26 protein-coding genes and 1 pseudogene are annotated in these 22,743 nt (G+C 57.5%); 6 read left to right on the top strand and 21 right to left on the bottom strand.

What is annotated here, in order from left to right:
• Nucleotides 1-26 precede the first annotated feature (26 nt).
• The 9 genes from OP496_RS15180 to OP496_RS15140 all read right to left on the bottom strand — a co-directional run bounded on the left by OP496_RS15180 (nt 27) and on the right by OP496_RS15140 (nt 9,132).
• Complete coding sequence (locus OP496_RS15180) at nt 27-527, bottom strand: sulfotransferase domain-containing protein (protein ID WP_280564596.1); 501 nt, start codon at nt 525-527, stop codon at nt 27-29.
• A 48-nt stretch (nt 528-575) separates the two neighbouring features.
• Nucleotides 576-1,901, bottom strand: a complete 1,326-nt coding sequence (locus tag OP496_RS15175) for a flippase (protein ID WP_280564595.1) — start codon at nt 1,899-1,901, stop codon at nt 576-578.
• Nucleotides 1,898-2,440 (bottom strand): dTDP-4-dehydrorhamnose 3,5-epimerase, encoded by a 543-nt coding sequence (gene rfbC / locus OP496_RS15170; protein ID WP_280564594.1) that lies wholly within the window; start codon nt 2,438-2,440, stop codon nt 1,898-1,900. The genes OP496_RS15175 and rfbC overlap by 4 nt, the downstream gene beginning before the upstream one ends.
• A 5-nt stretch (nt 2,441-2,445) precedes the next feature.
• Entirely contained in the window at nt 2,446-3,324 is an 879-nt protein-coding gene (rfbA, locus tag OP496_RS15165) for a glucose-1-phosphate thymidylyltransferase RfbA (protein ID WP_280564593.1), read from the bottom strand.
• Nucleotides 3,325-3,427: 103 nt separating this feature from the next.
• Nucleotides 3,428-4,324, bottom strand: a complete 897-nt coding sequence (gene rfbD, locus OP496_RS15160) for a dTDP-4-dehydrorhamnose reductase (RefSeq protein WP_280564592.1) — start codon at nt 4,322-4,324, stop codon at nt 3,428-3,430.
• Nucleotides 4,321-5,382 (bottom strand): dTDP-glucose 4,6-dehydratase, encoded by a 1,062-nt coding sequence (gene rfbB, locus OP496_RS15155; protein WP_280564591.1) that lies wholly within the window; start codon nt 5,380-5,382, stop codon nt 4,321-4,323. The genes rfbD and rfbB overlap by 4 nt, the downstream gene beginning before the upstream one ends.
• A 692-nt stretch (nt 5,383-6,074) precedes the next feature.
• On the bottom strand, nt 6,075-6,878 hold the full coding sequence (locus OP496_RS15150; protein ID WP_280564590.1) for a lipopolysaccharide biosynthesis protein: 804 nt from the start codon (nt 6,876-6,878) through the stop codon (nt 6,075-6,077).
• A 376-nt stretch (nt 6,879-7,254) separates the two neighbouring features.
• Nucleotides 7,255-8,028, bottom strand: coding sequence for a hypothetical protein (locus OP496_RS15145; protein WP_280564589.1), 774 nt, complete (start codon nt 8,026-8,028; stop codon nt 7,255-7,257).
• Between the two features lie 3 nt (nt 8,029-8,031).
• Nucleotides 8,032-9,132 carry a Wzz/FepE/Etk N-terminal domain-containing protein gene (locus OP496_RS15140; protein WP_280564588.1) on the bottom strand — a complete coding sequence of 367 codons (1,101 nt, stop codon included), beginning with the start codon at nt 9,130-9,132 and terminating at the stop codon, nt 8,032-8,034.
• Between the two features lie 415 nt (nt 9,133-9,547).
• Between OP496_RS15140 and OP496_RS15135 the strand changes: the two genes are divergently transcribed.
• The 4 genes and pseudogenes from OP496_RS15135 (at nt 9,548) to OP496_RS15120 (ending at nt 12,457) form a co-directional block, all read left to right on the top strand.
• On the top strand, nt 9,548-10,942 hold the full coding sequence (locus OP496_RS15135; RefSeq protein WP_280564587.1) for an aminotransferase class V-fold PLP-dependent enzyme: 1,395 nt from the start codon (nt 9,548-9,550) through the stop codon (nt 10,940-10,942).
• Nucleotides 10,943-11,043: 101 nt separating this feature from the next.
• Nucleotides 11,044-11,475 carry a DUF2384 domain-containing protein gene (locus OP496_RS15130; RefSeq protein WP_075370550.1) on the top strand — a complete coding sequence of 144 codons (432 nt, stop codon included), beginning with the start codon at nt 11,044-11,046 and terminating at the stop codon, nt 11,473-11,475.
• Nucleotides 11,476-11,533: 58 nt separating this feature from the next.
• A pseudogene (locus tag OP496_RS15125) lies at nt 11,534-12,010 on the top strand (RES family NAD+ phosphorylase); the annotation flags it as partial.
• A gap of 156 nt (nt 12,011-12,166) precedes the next feature.
• The gene (locus tag OP496_RS15120) at nt 12,167-12,457 is read left to right on the top strand and encodes a HigA family addiction module antitoxin (protein ID WP_280564586.1); all 291 of its coding nucleotides are present in this window, start codon (nt 12,167-12,169) and stop codon (nt 12,455-12,457) included.
• A gap of 205 nt (nt 12,458-12,662) precedes the next feature.
• Here the strand turns inward: OP496_RS15120 and OP496_RS15115 are convergent, their stop codons facing one another.
• The 9 genes from OP496_RS15115 to OP496_RS15075 form a co-directional block, all read right to left on the bottom strand.
• Complete coding sequence (locus OP496_RS15115; protein ID WP_246921012.1) at nt 12,663-12,854, bottom strand: stability determinant; 192 nt, start codon at nt 12,852-12,854, stop codon at nt 12,663-12,665.
• A gap of 116 nt (nt 12,855-12,970) precedes the next feature.
• Nucleotides 12,971-13,492 (bottom strand): hypothetical protein, encoded by a 522-nt coding sequence (locus OP496_RS15110; protein ID WP_246921014.1) that lies wholly within the window; start codon nt 13,490-13,492, stop codon nt 12,971-12,973.
• The gene (locus OP496_RS15105; protein ID WP_246921015.1) at nt 13,489-13,788 is read right to left on the bottom strand and encodes a nucleotidyltransferase domain-containing protein; all 300 of its coding nucleotides are present in this window, start codon (nt 13,786-13,788) and stop codon (nt 13,489-13,491) included. Before OP496_RS15105 ends, OP496_RS15110 begins: the two co-directional genes overlap by 4 nt.
• A 59-nt stretch (nt 13,789-13,847) precedes the next feature.
• The gene (locus OP496_RS15100) at nt 13,848-14,168 is read right to left on the bottom strand and encodes a nucleotidyltransferase domain-containing protein (protein ID WP_075370443.1); all 321 of its coding nucleotides are present in this window, start codon (nt 14,166-14,168) and stop codon (nt 13,848-13,850) included.
• The gene (locus tag OP496_RS15095; RefSeq protein ID WP_075370442.1) at nt 14,165-14,569 is read right to left on the bottom strand and encodes a nucleotidyltransferase substrate binding protein; all 405 of its coding nucleotides are present in this window, start codon (nt 14,567-14,569) and stop codon (nt 14,165-14,167) included. The genes OP496_RS15100 and OP496_RS15095 overlap by 4 nt, the downstream gene beginning before the upstream one ends.
• A 162-nt stretch (nt 14,570-14,731) precedes the next feature.
• On the bottom strand, nt 14,732-15,568 hold the full coding sequence (cysQ, locus tag OP496_RS15090) for a 3'(2'),5'-bisphosphate nucleotidase CysQ (protein WP_280564585.1): 837 nt from the start codon (nt 15,566-15,568) through the stop codon (nt 14,732-14,734).
• A 51-nt stretch (nt 15,569-15,619) separates the two neighbouring features.
• Nucleotides 15,620-16,141, bottom strand: coding sequence for a hypothetical protein (locus tag OP496_RS15085; RefSeq protein WP_075370440.1), 522 nt, complete (start codon nt 16,139-16,141; stop codon nt 15,620-15,622).
• A gap of 10 nt (nt 16,142-16,151) precedes the next feature.
• Nucleotides 16,152-16,463 (bottom strand): hypothetical protein, encoded by a 312-nt coding sequence (locus OP496_RS15080; RefSeq protein WP_035412599.1) that lies wholly within the window; start codon nt 16,461-16,463, stop codon nt 16,152-16,154.
• A 242-nt stretch (nt 16,464-16,705) separates the two neighbouring features.
• Entirely contained in the window at nt 16,706-16,993 is a 288-nt protein-coding gene (locus OP496_RS15075; RefSeq protein ID WP_280564582.1) for a BrnA antitoxin family protein, read from the bottom strand.
• Nucleotides 16,994-17,184: 191 nt separating this feature from the next.
• On the opposite strand from OP496_RS15075, the gene OP496_RS15070 reads away from it, so the two are divergent.
• Both OP496_RS15070 and OP496_RS15065 read left to right on the top strand, forming a co-directional pair.
• Nucleotides 17,185-18,213 carry a CNNM domain-containing protein gene (locus tag OP496_RS15070; RefSeq protein ID WP_280564580.1) on the top strand — a complete coding sequence of 343 codons (1,029 nt, stop codon included), beginning with the start codon at nt 17,185-17,187 and terminating at the stop codon, nt 18,211-18,213.
• 312 nt (nt 18,214-18,525) lie between these two features.
• Nucleotides 18,526-19,191 carry a hypothetical protein gene (locus tag OP496_RS15065; RefSeq protein ID WP_280564579.1) on the top strand — a complete coding sequence of 222 codons (666 nt, stop codon included), beginning with the start codon at nt 18,526-18,528 and terminating at the stop codon, nt 19,189-19,191.
• A gap of 86 nt (nt 19,192-19,277) precedes the next feature.
• Here OP496_RS15065 and OP496_RS15060 read toward each other — a convergent pair whose 3' ends face one another.
• The 3 genes from OP496_RS15060 to OP496_RS15050 all read right to left on the bottom strand — a co-directional run bounded on the left by OP496_RS15060 (nt 19,278) and on the right by OP496_RS15050 (nt 21,794).
• Nucleotides 19,278-19,481: a cold-shock protein gene (locus OP496_RS15060; protein WP_280564578.1), complete on the bottom strand. Its 204-nt coding sequence runs from the start codon at nt 19,479-19,481 to the stop codon at nt 19,278-19,280.
• A gap of 224 nt (nt 19,482-19,705) precedes the next feature.
• On the bottom strand, nt 19,706-19,972 hold the full coding sequence (locus tag OP496_RS15055; protein ID WP_280564577.1) for a hypothetical protein: 267 nt from the start codon (nt 19,970-19,972) through the stop codon (nt 19,706-19,708).
• A gap of 223 nt (nt 19,973-20,195) precedes the next feature.
• Nucleotides 20,196-21,794: a bifunctional diguanylate cyclase/phosphodiesterase gene (locus tag OP496_RS15050; RefSeq protein ID WP_280564576.1), complete on the bottom strand. Its 1,599-nt coding sequence runs from the start codon at nt 21,792-21,794 to the stop codon at nt 20,196-20,198.
• Between the last annotated feature and the right edge of the window lie 949 nt (nt 21,795-22,743).

The raw sequence follows: 22,743 nt of genomic DNA, 5'->3' as shown, positions 1-22,743 counted from the left end.
GCATCATCATGATGGCAGCTCGGTCTTCAGCAGTAAGGTGGCGATAGCAGTAGTTCATGGCAACACGGTACCTGATGGGTTACGTGTTGCACTTGGTCATTGAGACCGCCCTCATTCCCTCTCTGGACTTCCATGTTCCAATGACTGTAAGCCCGCGACACCGGATCACGAAAAATAAAAACCAGCTTCACTTTTGGATTGTAGTCGTAAATCCTTTTCATGGCATTGTGCCACCAAAGATAAATAGGTGTCGACTCCCCTTTTCGAATATTGGATTCGCAATCATGAAAGTAGGACTGATACCAAGCATCCCTCACAAAGCCAGGAAAACGAAAAACAAATTCGTTGTCAAAAAAGTGAACTTCTTTCACTTCCGCAAGGCACACTTCCGAATGAGTCCTCAGATAAGAATCTAAAGCTGTTGTGCCACCTTTCTGCACCCCCCCGATCAGGAAGTCAACCTCCTTATTCTTAAACTTTAGCGAACCATCAATAATCCGATGTAAAAACTTAATCTTGTTTATCATACTGAAAATCCTGCATATCTGGCTAACTCAGAGGCTCAACCTAAAACATTAAATAACGGAAGGTCTGAAGCCAAGCCTTTTAACACAGCGATAAGCCAGGAACCCATTCCAAACCACGATACCCACGCTAGTCGCCAATGCGACGCCAGTTACTCCGTACCGAGGGATAAGCACAAGGGCCAGCGTCAGATTGATGCACAGACCAAGAACTTGTCCCGTGAGAGAATCCCTCTCGTGCCCACACATAAGTAATAACAAACCAACTGAACCGAACGCGACATTTACTAGCTGCCCAACCCCCAAGATGGCCAACGGCCATGTGGCCGTATCCGCATAGGACTCGCCATACACCAGATGAATCAGCGGCCCGCCCCACAAGATCAGCGGCAATGCGATGGGCATGGCCACGACTAGCGCTGCACGAGCCGACTGCCGCGACAACTGTTGCAGGCGAAGCTTGTCGTTCTCCCGATAGGCGCGCGTGATGTACGGGCCAATCATCATATTGACGATGGTCAGTGACAGCACCACCAGCATCGAGCCCTTCATCGCCACCTGGAGGGCGGCAACATCTTCATCGGTGCCCAGCCAGCCGAGTGCCAGGATACCGATCTGGCCATTGAGGGTGCCCACCGCCGCCAGCAAGGTGAAGGGCAGCAGCGCTCGCCCCCATTCACCGTGCCGGTAGTCCAACCGGGCCTGACTCACCTCGGCCGGTCGCAGGCGCCGCAGGAACATTGCCCCGACCAAGAAGGCCAGGCCTGTGGCACAGATCTGGCTGGCAAGCGCAGTAGCGGGGTTGAGCATGCCCGTCAACAGCAGCCCACCGGCAATAACCAGGTGCAGCCCAGGCCGGGCCAGCAGCTCGGGAAGCTGTGCGTAGAAGACATTGCGCAGACCACGCAATGTGCTGGCCCGCAATGCATTTAGTCCCAATAGAGGTAGCATCAGCGTAGCGAGCAGCAGCAGCGACCAACGGTCGTCTCCCCCCCAGCTCGCGTTACGCGCCGCCAGCACGGCGATAATAGCTGCCATTAAAATCGACCCCACCAAAGCCCATTGATGGGTACGCCTCAGCAAACCGCGAAACAGGCCCCACTGCTCACCGTGTTGGTACTTCGCTACTTCCCGGGTAATGAGCTGCCCTAGCCCCGGCCCGATAGGCAGGGCTAAAAGGGCGATTACCGCCATCACGAATGTGTATTGGCCATAACCATCCGGCCCCAACCCGCGGGCCAGGAGAATGGAGGCGACCATAGTGAGCGGCAAGGAGAGCAACTTGAGCCCGCCAACCCCCAAAGCGCCCCGCACGAGCTGCGCCTTGAGGCCATTGCCACGCCTGAGGGCATAGAAGCGCTGCAATATGGGGGTCACTCGAAACACTCCGCCTGCTTGAACCACGTACCTTGGCGATCCTTGTCGGAGACCAACGGATCAGCTGTGATCGGCCAGTCGATCGCAAGAGTTGAGTCATCCCAGCGAATGCTGCGTTCGTGCTTGGGAGCGTAGAAGTCCGTGCACTTGTACTGGAAGTCCGCGGTGTCGCTCATCACGTAGAAGCCGTGGGCAAAACCGGGTGGCACCCAAAGCTGGTGCTGGTTTTTTTCGGTGAGCACCTCCCCCACCCATTGGCCAAAGGTGGGTGAGCTTTTGCGCAGGTCTACCGCCACGTCGAACACCTCGCCGCGGGTAACGCGCACCAGCTTACCTTGGGGCTGGCGGATCTGATAATGCAGCCCGCGCAGGGTGTGCTGTACCGAGCGGCTGTGGTTGTCCTGAACGAAGGTGGCGTCGATGCCGGCCTCGGCGAATACCTGGGCGTTCCAAGTCTCCATGAAAAAGCCGCGCTCGTCGCCGAACACCTTGGGCTTGATCAGCTTGACGTCGGGGATGGGGGTCTCGATCACGTCCATTCGGCTCAGGCCTCCTGTTCGGCGAGTTGCTTGAGGTAGGCGCCGTAGCTGTTCTTCTTCAGCTCGTCGGCCTGGGCCAGCAACTGGTCGCGGGTGATATAGCCCATGCGATAGGCCACTTCTTCCAGGCAGGCCACCTTCAAGCCCTGGCGCTTCTCCAGGGTCTCGATGAAGCCCGAGGCCTCATGCAGCGAGTCAAATGTTCCGGTATCCAGCCAGGCGTAACCACGCCCGAGCAATTCGACGTTGAGATCGCCGCGATCCAAGTAGGCCTGGTTGACGCTAGTGATTTCCAGTTCTCCGCGGTGCGAGGGCTGCACCGCCTTGGCGGTCTCCACCACGTCGTTGTCGTAGAAGTAAAGGCCAGTCACCGCGTAGCGTGACTTGGGTTTCTCGGGCTTCTCTTCGATCGAAATGGCGCGTTGGTCGGCATCGAATTCCACCACGCCGAAGCGCTCGGGATCGGTGACCTGGTAGCCGAACACCGTGGCGCCGCTGGTGCGGGCACTGGCCGACTGCAGCTGCTTGGAGAGCCCCTGGCCGTGATAGATGTTGTCGCCGAGCACCAGGCACACTGGATCATTGCCGATGAACTGCTCGCCGATGATAAAGGCCTGGGCCAGACCATCGGGGCTTGGCTGAGCCGCGTAGCTGAGAGAGATGCCAAACTGGCTGCCGTCCCCCAGCAGGCGTTGGAAGCCTTCCTGATCTTCAGGCGTGGTAATGATCAGGATCTCCTGGATACCCGCCAGCATCAGCACCGAGAGCGGATAGTAGACCATCGGTTTGTCGTAGATCGGCAGCAGCTGCTTGGAGATGCCTTTAGTGATGGGATAAAGGCGCGTGCCGGAGCCGCCGGCGAGAATGATACCTTTGCGTGCCATAATGCTTCCTTTCCATGTTCAGCTTTAGGCTATCGCTACACTATGGATCGCGCAGCAAGTCGAGGCGTCGAACCGTGCGCTCCTACGAAGAGCTGTTCAGTGCCTAGCGCTGGGTTTCATGTAGAACGCGAGCGCCGCCATGCTGCCAGGGCGGCAGGGTTAGGCCGAAGGTGCGCTCGAGCTTGGTGGTGTCGAGCCGGGAGTTGATCGGCCGCACCGCCGGGGTGGGCCATTCGGCGGTGGAAATCGCTGCAATGCGCTCCGGCGTGGCCTGGATCTCGCTACCCTGCCCTTGCAGCCACTCGGCGATGAAACTAGCAAAGCCATGCCAGCTGGTCTCGCCACCGGCGGCCAGATGATAGAGACCTTCTTTTGCGGTATCGCCCAGCGCCTGGAATATCGCGTGGGCCGTCACATCGGCGATCAACTCGGCACCCGTAGGGGATCCCACCTGATCGTCGATCACCTGGAGGGCATCGCGTTCGCGCATCAGCTTGGTCATGGTGGCCAGGAAATTTCCACCACGAGCCGCATAGACCCAGCTGGTACGGAAGATCAGGTGCCTACAGCTAGAAGCCTGAATATGGCGCTCGCCGACAAGCTTGCTGGCACCGTAATGATTCACTGGCGCCGGTGCGTCACTTTCCTTCCAAGGCACATTGCCGCTGCCATCGAAGACGTAGTCGGTGGAGTAGTGCACCAATAGCGCCCCCAGCGCCTTGGCTTCCTCCGCCAACACGCCGGGGGCATCGCCATTGAGGCAAGCCGCCAGCTCATGCTCTTCCTCGGCTCGATCCACTGCGGTATAGGCCGCGGCGTTGACGATCACCGCCGGCTTGAGTTCACGCACGGTGCGACGCAGGCCATCGAGGTCAGCCAGGTCACCGCTCAGGCCATCGCGGCCATGGCGATCCAGAGCGATCAGCTCGCCCAGCGGCGCCAGAGAGCGCTGAAGCTCCCAGCCGACCTGACCATTTTTGCCCAGCAGCAGAATCTTCACACCATATCCCCTGTACCCAGACGTTCACGCTGGTAGCTGCCATCCTGCACACGACGGCACCACTCAAGATGTTCGAGATACCACTCGACCGTCTTGCGGACACCACTTTCAAAGGTCTCTTCCGGCCGCCACCCTAGTTTACGCTCGATCTTGTCAGCGTCAATGGCGTAGCGCAGGTCGTGGCCAGGGCGATCTGCCACATAGTTGATCAGCTGGGCATAGGGCGAGTACTGAGACGGAGCCAGCTCATCAAGTAACGTACAGATGGTGTTTACTACCTCAATGTTCTGCTTTTCGTTATGACCACCTATGTTGTAGGTCTCCCCTACCTTGCCTTCCCTCACTACCTTGTACAGGGCACGGGCGTGGTCTTCCACGTAGAGCCAGTCGCGAATCTGCTCGCCCTTGCCGTAGACCGGCAACGCCTTACCTTCCAGGGCATTGAGGATCATCAGTGGGACCAGCTTCTCAGGGAAGTGATAGGGCCCGTAGTTGTTGGAGCAGTTGGTGATCAGCGTGGGCAGCCCGTAGGTGCGTTGCCAAGCACGCACCAAGTGGTCCGAGCTGGCCTTGCTGGCGGAGTATGGCGAACTGGGCGCATAGGAGGTTTCCTCGGTGAACAGCCCCTCCGGCCCTTCCAGATCGCCGTATACCTCGTCGGTGGAGATATGGTGGAAGCGAAAGGCATCGCGGCGATCGGCATCAAGGTCGGTCCAATAGGCTCGGGCCACTTCCAACAAGGTGTAAGTTCCGACGATGTTCGTTTCAATAAAGGTTGCCGGGCCATCAATAGAACGGTCTACATGGCTCTCGGCGGCTAGGTGCATGACCACATCCGGCTGATACTCGTGGAACACTCTCTCCAGCCCAACACGATCACAAACATCCACTGGCTCGAAGGCATAACGAGAGTCATCTTCAACCTCAGCGAGTGACTCCAGGTTGCCGGCGTAAGTCAATTTATCGACATTAACGACACTATCGACGGTGTTGGCAATGATATGGCGAATCACGGCTGAGCCGATAAAACCTGCGCCACCGGTGATAAGGAATTTCATGGCAATATCTGTCAGGTATGGAGAAAAATAGAAAGGCCCTCCGCCTCAACATCATGGAGTGATGATTTACCGATTGAGGAACACTAGGACCACCGCCAAATACATTTATTAAACTTTAATGACACTTGACCCTGACCCACGGGGCGCAAAGCAGTCTCCCATCCTTGCGGCCTGCGCCCGCCAACATGGAGGATGGTGGGTTTCGTGGAAGCCGCCGCAAGATTGCGGGTTGGGTCCGCAAACTGGCGAAATGGCCGAGTGCCGGTGGCCACAAATATACGGGCCGGCACCGCAAAAATGCGGGATAGCCCGTTTCGCCAAACGCCCCGCAAATTTGCGGAGCAAGGCCGCATGGTGGCGAAACCGATCTCTGCAACCTATTGATTTTACAGGGATGTCGCGATAAGCAGGCGGTTATCGCACCCCATTTCCCATCAGCATGGACTTGAGCGTCCGAATCACGATCAGCACATCCAGCCGGAACGAGAAGTTCTTGATGTCGCAGATCGGCCACCACGCCGTCGATTCGGACCTAATCGAGTAGCGGCACCTCAAGCATCCGCCAGTCCACGCCATTGTTGTGGCAGAGCTCCGGCACCTTGCCATCGGGTATTGGGTACCACGGCCAACTTGGGCATACCGCGGTTAACACTTGGTATTGCAAACGCAATCAAGCCCCCCTTTGGATCTTTTTAGTCGTTACTATCACGAAGTCTTTGACATACCGAGCCAGAAAACTGCATTACAAATGCCCCCATAACGGCCAACATCCCTCCAAGCACAATACCCAAAACGACTATGAGCTTTTTATTTGTGCCCGTGGAAGAAAGGCTCTGTACCGCATGTTGCGTCACCTCCCCTTCGCGCAGTTCATTGAGCTGCCCTTCAATATCTGAAATGCGTCTGTAGTAGGTGGCAATCAGCTCAGCGGCGCTGGGGCTGTCGGACTGCTGCGCGCTTTCCAACGCTTGCTTAGCGGAGGCCAGTTGGCGTTCCAGCGAATCATGCCGGCGTTCGACGAGTTGCGCTTGGTCTTGTTGCAGGCTATCGATGATCTGCTGGTGCAGCTCGGAGACGAGGGATTGATTTTCTTCCGCCGCATCGCTGTCCAGCTGCAAAAGCAACGTATTGCTGGGGTTGGAAACGTTGACATCGAATGGAAGAGATTCCAACTCGTGTTTTTCCAGCAGCTTGCGCGTGGCTTGCCCCAGGTAGAGGTTTTGTGCCTTGGCGACGACAGAAGCTGCGGATTCGATGGCCACTCGCTGACCGTTGCTATTAGTGTACTCGGCCACGCTATAGAGCGAGGTGTATTGATAACGTGCTGTTTGCATCAGCGCGAAAGCCACCGCCAGAGCCACGACGACGATGAAGATGACCGCCATGGCCTTCCAGCGGCGAATGGGGATGACAGCGAGATCCACCAGGGAGATTTCATCGTCGTGTTCGTAGCGCCGGTCGGGCGTGGGATTCTGTGGGGCGGGCGGTTGTGTCATTACGCGGTTTTCCCTAATCGCCAAAAAGGTCATGCTTTGGGCACGCTACCGCCCTAGGATTCATCGGGCGGCTTCCCAAGGCCCTAGCATAGAATATGCGCGATGCTTGGCACACCAAGCGGTTAAACGGTCGAGAGAAGCCAGCAGGATAAGATGCAACGCAACGAGAGGCGCCGCTCACCATTCTGGTTCACCCCCCGGCCCGTAAAGGCATCGCGGTTGTCGATGGCGCTCGGTACGAGGAGACAGCAACGCGTAACCTTCCTTGTTACGCCGCCCCATTCTATGTGACCCCTTCCCCCTTCTCTACCACCAACACGTTGATTTTTTGTGTGTTCGGCCGCTTCGCTTGTCGTCTGGTGGCGACATTGTCTTGTCACGACACGCCGTTGCGACGCCTGCGGCGCTCAGGAAAGATAAGCATCACCCCGGTGATGACCAACGCCACGATGCTTCCCCACCGCCAGGCGAGGCCCCATTGGCGCGGCAAGGGCGACGACTTCCGCTCCGCCACACGCTTGATGTGCCCGTCCCGCCATGTATCGCGCTGCAGTTGCCAATATTGCCGCTGCCACTCGGCGGATAGCAGCGTCGCACCGGTGACACCAGGCCCCATCGTCTTGAGCGTTTTGATCAGTGCTTGCTGGGTGGCCAGTTGACGCTCGATGTAACGCTTATGACGAGCCGACAGGCGCTGCTCACGCGTTGCCAAGCGCGATATCGCCGCTTGATGCCAGGCTTCGACGCTCATGCCTTGTTGGCGCGGTGCCTTTGAAGAAAGCACGATCAAGGTGCTGCCAGGAGGGTGCGTGGCCTCGAGCGTGAAAGGCGACTGCGTTTCTTCCAAAGCCATGAGGCGCTGCCGGGTCACTTGGGGAATGCCCTCCGCCCGGAGCCACCCCACCAACCGTGCGGGTGACACCAGCACCATGGTCCCCATTGGCGCGTCACGCTGCTGAGCCGTCGCCAGGTGATAGACGGAGGTATACCGATACGTGGCCGGCGTGAATAGAACGCTACCCAGCGCGATGAGCATGACGATTCCCCACGCCAGCAACAGCCAGGGCCAGCGGGTGGCCAGCCGCTTCATCAAGCACACGATGGCCCGTCGCCATGGCCAACGCCATGGCGCGATGAGATAACTTGCCATGGATTACGCTTGGCGACGCTGGTGAAGCACCGATCCCAGCCCCACACGCAGGAAGACCGCCATAACACCCAGCATACCGCCGAGAATGATTGCCAATGCCAGTACCAACGTGGTGCGAGGTTTGACGGGGGAATCCTCGGGATAGGCACGCTCGATTACGTTGACGACGCGCTCATCGGGATAGTTCGAGACACCCTCTTCAAGCGGATAGAAGCTGTCCTTATTGAGCATGGCGGCGATCTGAGCACGCTGGTTGAGCTCTTCACGAGTATTACGCAGCGAACCATTGCTTAGTCCTTCACGCATTTGATCCTTGAGGGTTTTACGCTCGGCCTCGAGGGTTTGATAACCCATGAAGTAGAGCGGGAGCGCCCCATTGCCCGAAAGGCTGGCGTAGATAATTTCTTTTTTGGGATTGAGCTGACCGAATTCCTGCGGTGTGGTGGGCGACTCGATTCCCAGCGCATGGGCCGTATCGATGGCGTTGTTCAAGGCAAAGAGGCGGTGCTCACGCTCAGCGATGAGTTTGTCTTCGCCGACATCCACACGCGTATTGAGCGCTGCGATTTGCGCTTGGTTGGCGCGCGCGAAGCGGTTCTTGAGTTCTTCCCATACGCGCTCGGCCGTGGCGTCGATATAGCCATTGAGGTTCTCGTTGCCGGCCTCGCCTTCGGGGTAGCGATAGGTCAGGCTGAGTTCGGTGGACCCGCTAACGTCCGAGGTCAGCCCGGCAATCTCGAACCGGTTGGCAAAAACACGCGCCAGCGATGCCTCATCGGATATCTCGAAGTCGTCGCGGTGGTTCTCGACATAACGCTCGAAGTTTTGAAAGCTGCTCAACCGATTACCCAAGGTGGTATAGGCGTCTTGTGGAGACACGGAAAACCCTGAGAGCAGGTTCATACCCGAGAAGTTGGAGGAAGCGGCGGGCGATGCACGAAACGTCGCTTCATATTGCGGCGTTGTGAGCATTAGATAAGCCCCCGCCAGCACCAAGGCGGCAACAACCGCACCCACGATGAGCTGCCAGCCGTCGATCAATAGATTGACTAGCTGCGCTAGGTCGATTTCGTCGTTTGCGCTATGCACGCTTTCCGTTGCCATAGTGGTTCTGCCCTTCGTTGTTCCCTTGACCGGCATCCTGCAGTTGGCCGGTACGACTCACGCACTCACACCAGGCGATGCAGAGCCTGCGGCGCTTTGTGCGTTGGCCATTGCGTATGGCCTTAGCGCTTTGGTGCATTGCGCCCTTTCAAGGAACCGAAACGTGACCCATGAGCGGTGCGCTAATTAACACTTGTTTAATTCTTAGCTTACGGATGCTACAGGAATTACCTTAATAACCCAATGTTAATGAATACTTACATTGCATTACCCTATTCACCAGGAAGCTCTATGGAATAGCTGCGCCTTTATTCGCATTTACCTAATGCAGCGGATGGCTCTATGTGCTTAACTTAACCAATAGTCACTATTTTTTAAATACTTTTGGTTACGTTTTCTCAGGGAGCGGTTGAGGATGGCGTTGACGGATCCGGTACATGCAATGCGCTATGGCCTGCACGGCGCCCACGCGGCAACGTGTGACCAGGCGATCAGCCTGCCGCCCCGGTTGCTCAATCAGGTGCGGTCGCACTTCTATTACGTCGACCATTGCCCCGTCGATGGTAGGCGCATCCACTTGAACGCCGCCGGGGAGCCGCTGGCCTTGAAGGCGGCGGTGCAGGTGGGCGCGGAGCTTGCGAGCCTGCCGGCGCCGTTGGAGGCGGATGCGCCGGGGTATTCTGCTCAGGCAACGGTGGCCACTCACGGCTGGGAGGATCTCGAGACGTTGCTTGGCGCGTCGCATGGCCGCTTGTGGCGGGCGCCCAGCGTGGATGAGTGCTGGGCACGGGTATTGAGCCTAGCGCTGGAGGCGATTCCCCCGCAGAGCCAGGTGGTAAGCACGGCGCTGGCGTCCAGCGATGAGACCACGGCCATCGCGTTGCACGCCAGGCGGCGGGCGCTGAGCACTACCACAGTGCCGGTGAATCCACTGACCGGTCGGCTGGAAACGCTCGATTACGCCCGCTGCGTAATACCCGAGACGCGTGTTGCCACGCTCGTGCATACCTGCCCCGTCACCGGCATGCGTCAGGATGTGGCCGGCATCGCTAGCGCCATTCGTCGGGTCGCGCCGGCGTGCTTCATCCTGGTGCTGGGCGCGCATCATGCCGGGCATGGGCCTTTGGATGTGGCTCTGTGGGAAGTCGATGCCTATGTGGTGGGGTCGGAGGCGCTCTTCTGCCGCCCTCGGCAGGGATTTGCGTGGCTGTCGCGGCGGTTGTGTCTCGCCATGCGCGATGCACCGCCGAGCGGCTTGATGCCGCCGCATCGGGACGAGGCGCCCGCGGCGTTGGCGAGCATCACCGAGTGGGTGGCGTATCTGGATTGGCTGGGCGGGCATTTCTCCACGGCCATTCCCCGGCGCCCGCGCCTGGTGGCGGCGAGCGATGCCATTCGGGCCCATGAGCGGGCCTTGATGCACTGCCTGTTGCATGGCGTCGATGATGGCATGCCGACGACGGGCGCCACCATTACCACTACCACCACCACGCCCCCGCTTTCCCGCTGCGGCTTGCAGGGGCATCCCCGCGTGCGGGTGATCGGCGCGCCGCATGCGCGATGGCGAGACGGCACCCTGGCGTTCAATGTGCGAGGCATCGAGGCGTGGGAGGTGGTGCAGTGGCTCGCCGCCACGGGAATCAGCGCCCAGCTCTTGCACTCGCCCGAAGCCGAGCGCTTGCTCGCCCCGTTCGGGTACAAGGCCGCCACGCGCTTATCGCTGAGCCATTACAACAGCGAGGAGGAGATCGCCGCCTGCCTGCAAGCGCTGGAGCCTTTGCTGGGAAGGCCACCCAGGGCGAAAGGATAGGCTGCGGGCCTCGAGCGCCCACATCCTGCACACTATGACCGACAATGCTATGCTACATGGAAGTAGCAATTACGTAGCATATTCGTTGCGAGGCGCTTCCCATGACCGCTGAAGTTCTGAAAGACCCCTTGCCCGACCCGGCTGAGTATCACGCACCGGCATCGTATGCACGTTTCGTTGAGGACCTGAAAGCCTCGGCACGTGCAGAAGGCGAGCCGGTCATCAGTCCACGATTGTTTGCCAGTGCCCTGCGCATGGATATTCAGACACTTGCCAGCCGCGCCCACGTGCATCGATCCACCATCACTCGGGGCCAAGGGGCCGAAAAGCTGCAAAGCTTTCTACGCGATGCCATCCGCGTGCTGGGGGTAGCTGCGGATATCAATGGCAACTTGCCGGACGCTCTATTCTGGTTCCGTAATGAGCCGATACCGCCTTTCGACTATCAAACCCCCGAGCAACTGGTGAGTGCTGGCCGCACTGATGACTTGGTGCGCTATGTACAGTCGCTTAAAGCCGGGGTCACCGGATGATCCAGCGCCTGCGGTTTGAGACAGAGGCCTATCGTGTCCAACAGAGGCCTATCGTGTCCATGTGCCTAGGTGGGCATTCGCTCCTACTAGCGGAGCCGGTGCGGGTGAGCATGGTGGTCGACTGAACCGCCCTGGGGTACCGGCACTTTACCTGGCTCTCGAAGAAGCCACCGCGTTGGCTGAATACAAGCAGCTTTCAAGTTTGATGCCGCCAGGGCTCATCGTGAGCTACGAAGTCAGGATACGCCACGTCGTAGACTTCAGCAGAGGGTACAACGAGGACTGGGACGAGATCTGGCAAGAGCTCCACTGTGATTGGCGCAGACTATGGTTTAACGACCATATTGAGCCCCCTTCCTGGCTTCTCGGCGATATTGCCCTCGCTGCGGGCAGTTCAGGCATTCTCTTCCCTTCGCAAGCCAATCCTGCTGGCACCAACTTGGTCATCTACCCTGAATCACTGGAAGAGGACGATATGTTAAAGGTCCATGATCCCAATGGGCTGCTTCCCAAAGACTCAAGTTCTTGGGAGTGACGTGAACATGTTAGTGCGACTCGAATCGCGCCAGAGCGTGCCGTTCAGCGAGCAGCTACGCTCAGGAGGGCTGATCTAATGGAAAAACTTTTGAACTTCGAAACAGGCACTACCAAGGGAATTCGCACCGACCACGCCAAGCGTCTGAGGTGACACATGGCCCACATGCACAATCCCCCGCACCCCGGTGAGACGCTGCGCGAAGATGTGTTGCCAGCGCTGGACATCAGCGTAACGGAAATGGCTCGCCGTCTGGGGCTGGCGCGGGAAACCCTGTCACGGATTCTACACGGGCGGGCGCCGATTAGCCCCGACCTCGCCGTTCGCCTGGAACGGGCCGGCATCGGCCAGGCGCGTACCTGGCTGGCGGTACAAGGCGATTACGACTTGTGGCAGGCCGAACACCGCGCCCAGCCGGACATCGAGCGCTTCGCCAAGCTGGCGTAAGCGTGGTTTGAGAAAATTTCCCCAAGCCAAATGGATTATGGGTAGGGCGCCACAACGGCGCCCTTTGACTGTGTCGATCAACCACTAAATCCGGACACCAGTAACGACCGTCGAAGGCGAGAGAAACTGGAGCGCCAGCCCGGTGCATCACCGTTGACGGCTAGGGATATTCCCGGCGAGCGTGGAGTACGTCCAAGCACGCCACTCAACCGTTAGCATGCCGGTGCTTCTTGGACTCGATCATGGCCCGGATACGCGCCATCGCTTCGTCATGGGGGACGTTGGGGCGCGGGTCGTCGAGGCTTTGCTGAATGCGCTCACGAAACCACCGGTCGTAACGGTCGGCTTGCTCCTGCGTCTCGAACTCCGAGACGATAGGGTCTAGTGAGGTACTCATCATCAATTTTCCTCGTGTACCTTTGGTCTACTCTAACCAGCGAAGAACCGTTGGATGCATCTCGTACTAGGCGGCGGGCTTCGAGCGCCGGCTACGTAATAACTCGCGGCGCCAGCTTACTCAAGCAAGTTTCTCCGCTTGGCATCACTGAGCATGGCATGGGCAAACGCCATGAGCGTTTCCTGATAGTCATGTGCTGTATTAAGCGCGTCGGCCAGCACCTGAGGGGATTCGATGTATTCATGGATCATTTGATTACGTGTCTGACGAATCTCGAGCCACTTGTCGGCAGAATCGAGCACACCAAGCTTTTCGGCGCGATCCAGGTTGTCGGCAACGGCCCCAGTCTTCTCGCCCAGGGCACGTAGCCAAAGCGGAAGCAGTTTATCGCCGGTCGTGTCCTGAAGTCGGCAGAATCGGCTGGTGTAGGCTTCCAGCTTCTCTGCCAATGCCTCATCTTCACCCAGCCTGGCGGCAAGTTCCTCGGTGAACGGCGCGGCAAACACGCGATCCGATGAGTAGCGAAGATGGTGGATCTCACGCTCGACCACGCGTTTCAGGAAGCGCAAGCGCTCCGCAAGATTGTCGTTCATAGGGCGGCCGTTCATGGGACTGTCATTCATAGAACTGTTATTCATAGACACTCGCCTTGTTCCCGTGCCAGCTTGTGTATCGTCTGCTCATTGAGATTCGGAGCACTCAGCAGCACATCCACCTTGCGCCCGTGCATGGCGCGCATGATACGCACACTGAGCCGGGCGGCGAGCTGTGCGGGATGCTCCACCGGCGCGTCAACCTCAACGAACAGGTCGATATCGCCGCCACGGGCGCTATCATCCAGCCGTGAGCCGAAAAGCTTTACCGTGCTGCCCGGACCAAGCTCGTCGGTGACGAGCTGCCGGATGGTGTGTCGTTGGCTGTCAGTCAGGCGCATGGTGTTCATCTCTGCAAGGCGTTCGGCTCGTTGCTCGTGGCAGCGTTATCCCGCCAGCTTTAGCGAGGGTGATACGGTGAATGGATCGCATCGAATCTCTGGCCAACCCTCTCGATATGCTCGCGTAGGGCTTCATTATCGATATCGTGATAACGCACGATGTCGAACAAATAAGGAGTGTTGAGCTCGTCGAGGCGGTCCATAAGTGCGGAAACATCAGCCTCGGAAACATTACCATACAGTGCCAGGTCGATATCGGAGCCGGGGCGGAACGTGCCTTTGGCTCTCGATCCATAGATAACGGCCTTTTCGACGCCAGGGCATTCAGACAGTGCCCGACGAATGGCCTCGACCGTATTCTCTGGCAAGCCAAACGTCATCGTTGGCGCTCCATCGTCTCTCGAAACTGCTTCAATGCCGGATAGTAGCGTTCGACGATGTTCTTGAATTCAGTTTCCAGGATGCTGTGACGATACGCATGCACCGTATGGTTACGGGTTTCTATCATATCCATCCAGGCTTGGCCGTCTTCCAGCAGGCCGATGTTGAAGGCATGCCGGGCTGCGCTGCGTGATCCCGTCACGTTTTGAATACCTTCATGCTCCAGGTAATCCTTCATCACCTTCCAGGCGAGCTCGTGAGTGAACTCGAAACGCTGGATGACACCCTCCTTGATGATATCCAGCGTCGTGTCGCCATACGCCTCGACAGCTTGTTCCAGTTGAGCAAACGCATTGATGTAATTGGCAAATCGCTGTTGCCAGCGGATATCGTCCGCCATTGTCATCCCCTTGGGTCGTTTGTCGCAGCAGGCGACCGTTCAAGTTTTTCGGGCTTCGAGCGCCAGGTTCGGGGCGCTGTGAAGAGCGGCTTCGAGCTTCGAGCTTCGAGCTTCGAGCTTCGAGCAATATTGTAGCCCGCATCCCGCCGCTCGTGGCCCGGGTTAGGCGATGCTTTCGCGCAGGGCGTTTTCCCAGCGTTGGTCGCGCTGGCCGCAGACGATGAAGAACGGGTTGAGCACGCTGTCTTGTTGGTTGCAGCGCAGCGGTTCAAGCGTCTCGACATTGAGCACTTGGCCACCAGCGGCGGTGACGACGGCTTGGGCGGCGGCGGTGTCCCATTCGCTGGTGGGGGCGAGGCGCGGGTAGAGATCGGCATTGCCTTCGGCGACCAGGCACAGCTTCAACGAGCTGCCCATGGAGACGCATTCATGCGCGGGTAGGCGCTGGCAGAAGGCTTCGAAGATTTCGGCGCCATGGCGGCGGCTGCCGATGATCTTCCAGGGTTCGGCCTCGGGATCGGGCAATGCGCGGGCGTGAATCGGTTGGTCGTCGCTGCCGTTTTCGCGCTTGCAGGCGCCCTCCCCTTGCTGGCCCCACCAGGTCGCGGGACCGCTTTCCAGCGCCGGCGCGTGGACGATGCCGAACACCGGCACGCCGTCTTCCACCAGGGCGACGTTGAGCGTGAATTCGCCGTTGTGGCTGATGAATTCCTTGGTGCCGTCCAGCGGGTCGATCAGCCAGTAACGCTGCCACGTCTGACGGGTCTCGTAACGGATCTCGGCGGATTCCTCGGAGAGAATCGGCACCTTGGGGGTGAGTGCTTCCAGCAGCCCGATCAGGGCATGATGCGAGGCCATGTCCGCCTCGGTGAGCGGACTGGCGTCACCCTTTTCTTCGATGGCGAAGTCGCGGCGGTAGATCGCCATGACTTCTTGCCCGGCGACGTGAACGCCTTCGATGAGGCGATTGCGCGTGGAGTCGGTAATGAAATCGGTCATCGGGCTTCCTGGTTCGTACAAAACTAAAAGAATCGAGCTGCTAAGGGAGTATCAGGCGCGCGACCAACTGGGGTGAAAGGCCAAGGCGAGAATAAAGGTGCGGTATTGTCGGGTATTGCGGCGCTTCAACGCATCGATGCCTGCAAATGCATCCTCCGCCAAGTCAACCAGCGCCGCGACATCATCTCGCGTAAACCGCCTCGCTAGATCGTAATCGGCTTCATGTCTCGCTTGTTGAAGGTCGACAAAGGCTTCCGATACCGCCAGTAAGCCGCTATCCAATTCAAGAGGCTGGCCCAATAGCGATGCCATGGGGGCAGGAGGATTGCGACTCGCTATGCTTTTGCATACTTTCCGCATGTCCGCATGATTGAGGGAGCGCGCCACGGCTTCCCGTAATCCCCAATCAGCGCTCCCACTCACGATTTCACGGCTCGACAAATCGATCAGGCGGTGGAACAGAGCGTAATACGCTGTAGAAACCGCACGACGTAGGCTAGCTTGCTTGGGACGCTTGGGTTCCTTGCGTTCGAGAATACGTGCCTGTTCAAGGAGGTCTTGTGAAAGCGACACTTACGACCTCCTATGCTTGGGCTTTGGGATTTTCTAAACGGATATAAGGAAAGACACCGGGGGCGCGTTCAGAAAACGTCCGGTAGATGCTTTCCCTGATGTCTTTGACCTTGCTCTTGTTTTTTTGGCTTCCCATCGCACCTTCATCCACGACGAGCCAGACCCAGACCGCCTCTTCGCCGGAGCTATCGATGCCGGATTCGATGCGGATATCCTGCAGGAAGTCGGAACGCAGCTCGCGCTTGAGCTCTGCGCGCAAGGTTTCCTTATCAATCGGAGGAGATGCTTGCATGCCGATCACCTCTTGGTGTGAAGTATTCATTTATAGCGAAACTCATTTCCTTGCAGTTTAGAGCAAGACGTCTGCCCGAGCAGCTTCTCACAGCCCGCGTGACATACCATGGATAGGGTGGCTAGTCGGCACGGTGACTGGACGGCTCAGCTACGCTTTGCCTGAAAAATGCCTGCGCTCGCCCATTCAGGGTTAAAAATCGACTCAAAATGGCGGCAAGCTCCACTAGCGATGCCCGGCGCGGCCACCAAGCGGCCTTACGCCAATCACTGCTACCTATCCAACTCGCTGATTTCATGCTCGGCCAGAAACTGGCGAAGGGCTTTGTTCATGCGGGTTTGCCAGCCAGGCCCGGATTCCCGGAAGGCGTCGATAACGTCTTGGTCATACCGCACCTTTACCGGCATCTTCTTATGCGCCAGGGGCGGTCGCCCACGGCCACGCTTGACCAGCTTGTCATCCTCGTACTGATAAGCTCCCTCAAACCAATCGTCGTCGAGCTCTGGAGCATCATCGGGATCAATCCAAGTAGTCTTTGAATCGTCTTTTTTCGCGATCATTGGCATACCTCATTGGATTATCCTTCTTTCTTTAATGTACCCCCAATAAATAATTTTGACAAGGAAAAAGCGATAGATAAGGCTCGCTACACCCACCCCGCCACTCACCGTCGAAAAACGCCTCACGCATGGATTGACAGCCTTCTTCGGGACTGGATAAATGAGCGCTCCATTCTCAACCAAGAGTCTTCATGGTCCTCCTTGCGGCCTTTGCCCTGCTTTCCATCGGGTTTTCATTTCTGTGTTCCATCCTCGAGGCGGCGCTGCTGTCGCTGACCCCGAGTTACATCGCGCAGTTGAAGGATGATCGCCCGAAGCTGCATGCCTCGCTTTCCAGGTTGAAGTCCAACATCGACCGTCCGCTGGCGGCGATCCTCACGCTCAATACCATCGCGCATACCGTGGGCGCGACGGGCGTGGGCGCGCAGGTGGCGGTGGTGTTCGGCGATGCGCACGTGGCGATTGCCTCGGCACTGATGACCCTGGCGATTCTGGTATTTTCCGAGATCATTCCCAAGACCATCGGCGCAAGCCATTGGCGAGCCCTCGCCCCGCTGCTGCCGCCGATTCTGCGGGTGATGATCGTGCTGCTGACACCGTTCATATGGCTTTCCGAGCGGATCACCCACCGTATCGGCAGCACGCAGAACGATGTCGATATGCGCGGCGAAATCAAGGCGCTGGCGCGCATCGGTCTGGATGAGAAGGCGCTGGACAATGACGAAGTCCGCGCCATCGTCAATATCCTCAATCTGCATGAGATTCGGGTGAAGAGCGTGATGACACCGCGCACGGTGTGTGTGGCGGTGACGCCGGATCTCAGCGTGGCGGAATTCGATGCGCAGTACGGCAAGATGCAGTTCACGCGCTTTCCGGTGATGGACGGCGGCGAGCAGGCGATTGGCTACATCCACAAGGCGGATACTTATCACGCCGAGGATGAGCAGACCATGAAGGCGCTGATGCACCCCATCGAGGCGCTGCACGAAACGGATAACATTGAGCAGGTGTTCACCGCGATGCTCAAGGATCACGGGCATATGCGCGTGGTCTACGACGAGCACGGCACCTGGGTGGGCTTGATCACCATGGAAGACGTGATCGAGACGATTCTCGGACAGGATATCGTCGACGAGACGGACAACGTCGAGAACCTGCGCAAATACGCCAAGCAGCGCTGGGTGAAGCGCCTCAAGCGTGATGGTGGCGGCGCCAACTGATCCGCGCCCCTTCGGCTACTCCGCCGTCAGTATGACTGTCGCCATGGCCTTCATGGGCTGCGTCGTGCGGAAGTTGAAGCGTGCTGTATTCCTCTGACGAGATTCGGTGCTGTCTTCTTCGGGGGATGGGTCTTCGGGGGAAGGTGCAGTCAATATACTGCACCTCTTTTGTGTCTTCTCACTTTTACCCAAACGTGCGCCAAAATGGCGTACACATCGAGATACGTTTCGTATTTTGCTAGGCTAAGTCGCCGATATCGCCAGAGAGGGCGTTATTGTTTACTAACCCATCACCCATAAGGAGAGCAAGGAATGCTCGAATGGCTTAACCATAATAGCGGCGGGCTGAGCGCGATCGCGAGTTTTTTCACCCTGATCGTGTGGCTATTCTACGCGCAGCTTCTTTACCTGAACTTTGCGCGACAACGGCGGCCACGCATCATCATCAACCGCGGGCGTAGCAAATCGCCGGACGGCATGTGCCTGATCAGCAATATGAGCTCAGAAGCGATCTTCGTCTCGAATGTCATGGGCGTACTGCATACGTCCAAAGGCGAATATACGTGCGATCTGACCGATTACACCCGATCGGAAAACAGAGAAGAAGAGAGTAACGAGGAGCACGCCACGCGCCAGGGGCCGCTGGATTCGGGCGATTATCATCAGGTTTGCTCATTCAGGGAGATCATCGATCACGCCGCCGAGGAGCATAAGCTCGATATCGATCGCAGTTCGCTCATACTCTCCGATGAAACGCTGAGAATGCTGGAAATCAGACTGGTCGCGATCTACGGCAACGAGGACCGTCCCGTGGGCGCGTATCGGTGCTTCATGCTGGAAAGGAGCGATCTCGATCCCGACGAGAAGAATAACGATTGCTTGATCGTGCCCACTACGTTCGACACCCTCCGGATCTCACGTCGCTGGCACCAGAAGCGTATACGTCGGTGGCTGGATTCACTGCCGCGAGGCCGTTGATCGACCATTACCCCAAACGCAACAAGGCCCGCCGAAGCGGGCCCTGTCATGCGAAGCCTATTGGCTTCAAATCATCAGGCGCGAAATCAATCGGCCTTGACGTTGGACGCCTGGAGGCCTTTCTTGCCCTGAGTGACGTCAAAAGAAACCTTTTGGCCGTCCTGCAGGGATTTGAAGCCTTCAGCCTGAATTTCGGAGAAGTGGACAAAGAGGTCATCGCCGCCGTCTTCAGGAGAGATGAAGCCGAAACCTTTAGCGTCGTTGAACCACTTAACTGTACCAGTTGCCATTTTCGATATCCTTTGCGCGTAGCGCTTTCTATTGCCGGGCATTTACCCGAGTTACAGTGGGTAAAACAAATTAGCGATACACCAGGCTCTCGAAGACATCGATTACTACTGACGGTATGCCACTTGCTAACCTACTCCTCGCAGCTTGGACCTTTGCGGGGACGCTGTCAATAGTTTCTCATCGTTCACTGCCACAGCGGCAGCCACGCCTCTCGAGCGAGGCTTTACCGCGACCCGCTTGATGAGTGACCTAGCTCGACGATGGTACGCATCAGCGTGGCGACGCTCTGGCTGGATTGGCTGTATTCCTGCATCAGCGCCTGGAGGCGCTCCTCGAACGGCGGCTCTTGGGGCGCGTCATCTTCATTGCTTGCCTCGCCACTATCGAGCTCCTGGAGAGCCGAGGCGAAGGCGTCATCGAGTTCACGAAACTTGCGGTGTTTTTCACGCTCATCCATGTGGCGTGACGAGGTTTGACGGTTATTTTTCATGGAAATATTGAAATCATGATGTAACGGTTCAAAAGTGTGATAATGCGGCTCCGGTAAGGTTCACGAAGACGCTCGACGTACGGCCACGAATCACGCTCAGGTAACGCAGAAAAACGGTCTTGGTTAATAGGGAGTCTGAATCAAGTAGCGTTGACTCGGCCCAACACTATAGATGATGCCAAATCTGCAAAGTTCAATCCCTGCGATTGTATATGCGCCGCGCTCACCGAATGGTCGTCCAAAGCCTAGGCGTGCGCGCAGTGCGCGCTGGTGGCGTTTCTTGGCGCTGTGACAGCCGCCACAGGAAAGATTCGACGGGCCGGGGCCGCCCTAGTAGATAGCCCTGGCCAACGGGGCAACCCATTCCGCCCAGGACATCCATTTGCTCCTGAGTTTCTATCCCTTCGGCGACAACAGTCAACCCTAATCCCCGCGCCAGGTCGATAATGCCCTTGACCAGCAATTGGCTGCGCTCGTCCTCGGCGATGGCATCGATATAGACCTTATCGAGTTTGACCTTGGTGAACGGCAACTCTTTGAGAAAACGCAGCGAGGTATAGCCGGCCCCGAAGTCGTCCAGTACCAGGCCGAAGCCGTGCAGACGCAAGATCCGCATGATTTGGCACACTTGAGAAAGGTCCTCCGTGGCGACGTGCTCGGTGACCTCAAGCTCGATACACTGCGGGGGAACGCCGTAATGCGCGCAGCGCTCCAGTAACCAGTCACTGAATCGGTGGTCGTCGAAATGCCGTATCGACAGATTGATCGCCCATACCAGGCTCTGCGTATTCGTCAGCTCGTGACGCGCCAACCAGGCGAGCATGGCGTCGAAGACTTTTTCGTCCAGCGGCACGATCTGGTGACTGGCTTCGGCGACGGGAATGAATTCACCGGGCGATATAGTGCCGAAGGTGTCGTGCTGCCAGCGAATCAAGGCTTCGGCGCCCATCAGTTGTCGAGTGGCGAGACGGTACTGGGGTTGCAGATAAAGCTCGAAGAACGGGGCTTCCTGCTCCATGGCATCGGCCAGCGTCTCCGCCAGGAAACGCCGCCGCTCGGCGGTCTTGAGCATCTCAGGTTTGAATAGCTGCGGTTCCGTCCCGGCACTGGCCAGTACCTGATCGGCGGCATCTTGCGCGGCTTGCAACAGCGCCACGGGTGTCTTGCCATGCTCAGGCGATACGGCAACCCCGATACGTGGCTCGACCCGATGTGGCACGCCATGAACCTCTATGGGCGCGTAGAGCATTTCCTGATAACGCGCGGCCATGGCGCTGGGATCGTGTGCACCGGATGCCATGACCACGAAGACGTCTTCCGAGAGCCGCGCCGGATAACACACGCCGCCGCACGTATCGCGCAGACGCTCGGCAATGCTCTGTGCCGCTAGATCGGCGTATTGGACCCCAAACTGGGCGCGCAGGTAACGCAAGGCATCGAACGTCAAGTAATAAAGCGAGACGGCGTAGACGTCGTCCATGAAGCGTTGCAGGTGCCGTTCAAGGAGCACGCGCCCCGGCAGATCGGTCACACGGTCGTTGCGCAGGGCCTGACGCTTCAAACGTTGCTTGCGTTTGCGCCACCGCGCCAGCCAGATGGCGAGGCCCGCCATGACCAGTGCAGCCAACGCCAGGGCGCAGGCCTTCCAGATCCATTGACGCTGGGAAACGACCGCGTCGGGCACCACGAGCATGGCGCTGGACGCGGTCGCAGACGGTACTAGAACGTCCCCCTCGACCACTCCTGCCCCATCCAGCGGCAGGATAGCCAACACAAGGAGATACCATAGCCAAGGCCCGGCCTTGTTGATGCCCTTCATCATACGTGCGGCCTCCTGCCGTCGAGATGAGGCCCGTCATCCTTTACCCCGAGTTACCCCTTAGCGTAGACGTCGGTGATGTCTCTGCTGCTCTTCAGTCGATGCTGGAGGGCTTCACCTAGATCCCGGCACGAATCTTGGGTGTCGTGGTGGCCTTTTTATGCAGATTGATGTCCATGCCCATGCTCCTGAATGAAATGCTTAAGAAGCCCTCTTACCGCCAGAAGAAGATAACTTTCACATCTCATTCGATCATTAGGGAATCTATACATAAGAGATATCCGAAATAAAAGATAAATTTCCCTTACATCTTTTTTCTTCTTATCCGTAAATCTATTGACATAAAGACGAATATAAGTCTCTGTTTTTTATACAAATATTCAAAAAAATAACGTATAAACGTACCCCAATCCCCCACCCTATACGAAATAAAGAAGGCCATTTTCTCTTACTTGACGAGAAATCAATATACAAAATTGACTATTAGTTAAATTATAAAATATTCTATATAAACCACGCTTTTCATTCGAATTTCGTACTATCATTTCGCTGTTTAGCATCTTAGGGATCTCACCCTTTCAGGCTTTGCAATTCCGATCATCACCTTGATCTTACAGGTTGAGTCAGAGATGACTTACCAATAAAGCTGCAAAAAAACCAAGGGGAAGTATGTATGGCAGCGTATGAGACATCGTTATCGACTAGCCTCAATGCCATGCGGGCTGCCGAGATATGGCTGCATGAGCGGTCAGGCGATAGCCCATCGATCCGTGAACTGGCCAATTACCTGGGGTATTCAGAAGCGCAGATACGCCGTAACTTCAACCGCTTCTTCGGCATCTCGGTAGTTTTCAACCCAGTTGTCCAAAAAGTTTGTTCTAAGCCGCGCATTGGTTACGCTTGATTTCCTGGCACTTTCCTGGGTTGAGCGGCACAGCTCCGGTTGGCTCCC

It is taken from the genome of Chromohalobacter sp. 48-RD10 (genome assembly GCF_029889785.1).
GTDB lineage: Bacteria > Pseudomonadota > Gammaproteobacteria > Pseudomonadales > Halomonadaceae > Chromohalobacter.
Note: the sequence above shows the minus strand (reverse complement) of the source record. Positions and strands in the feature narration are given on the sequence as shown.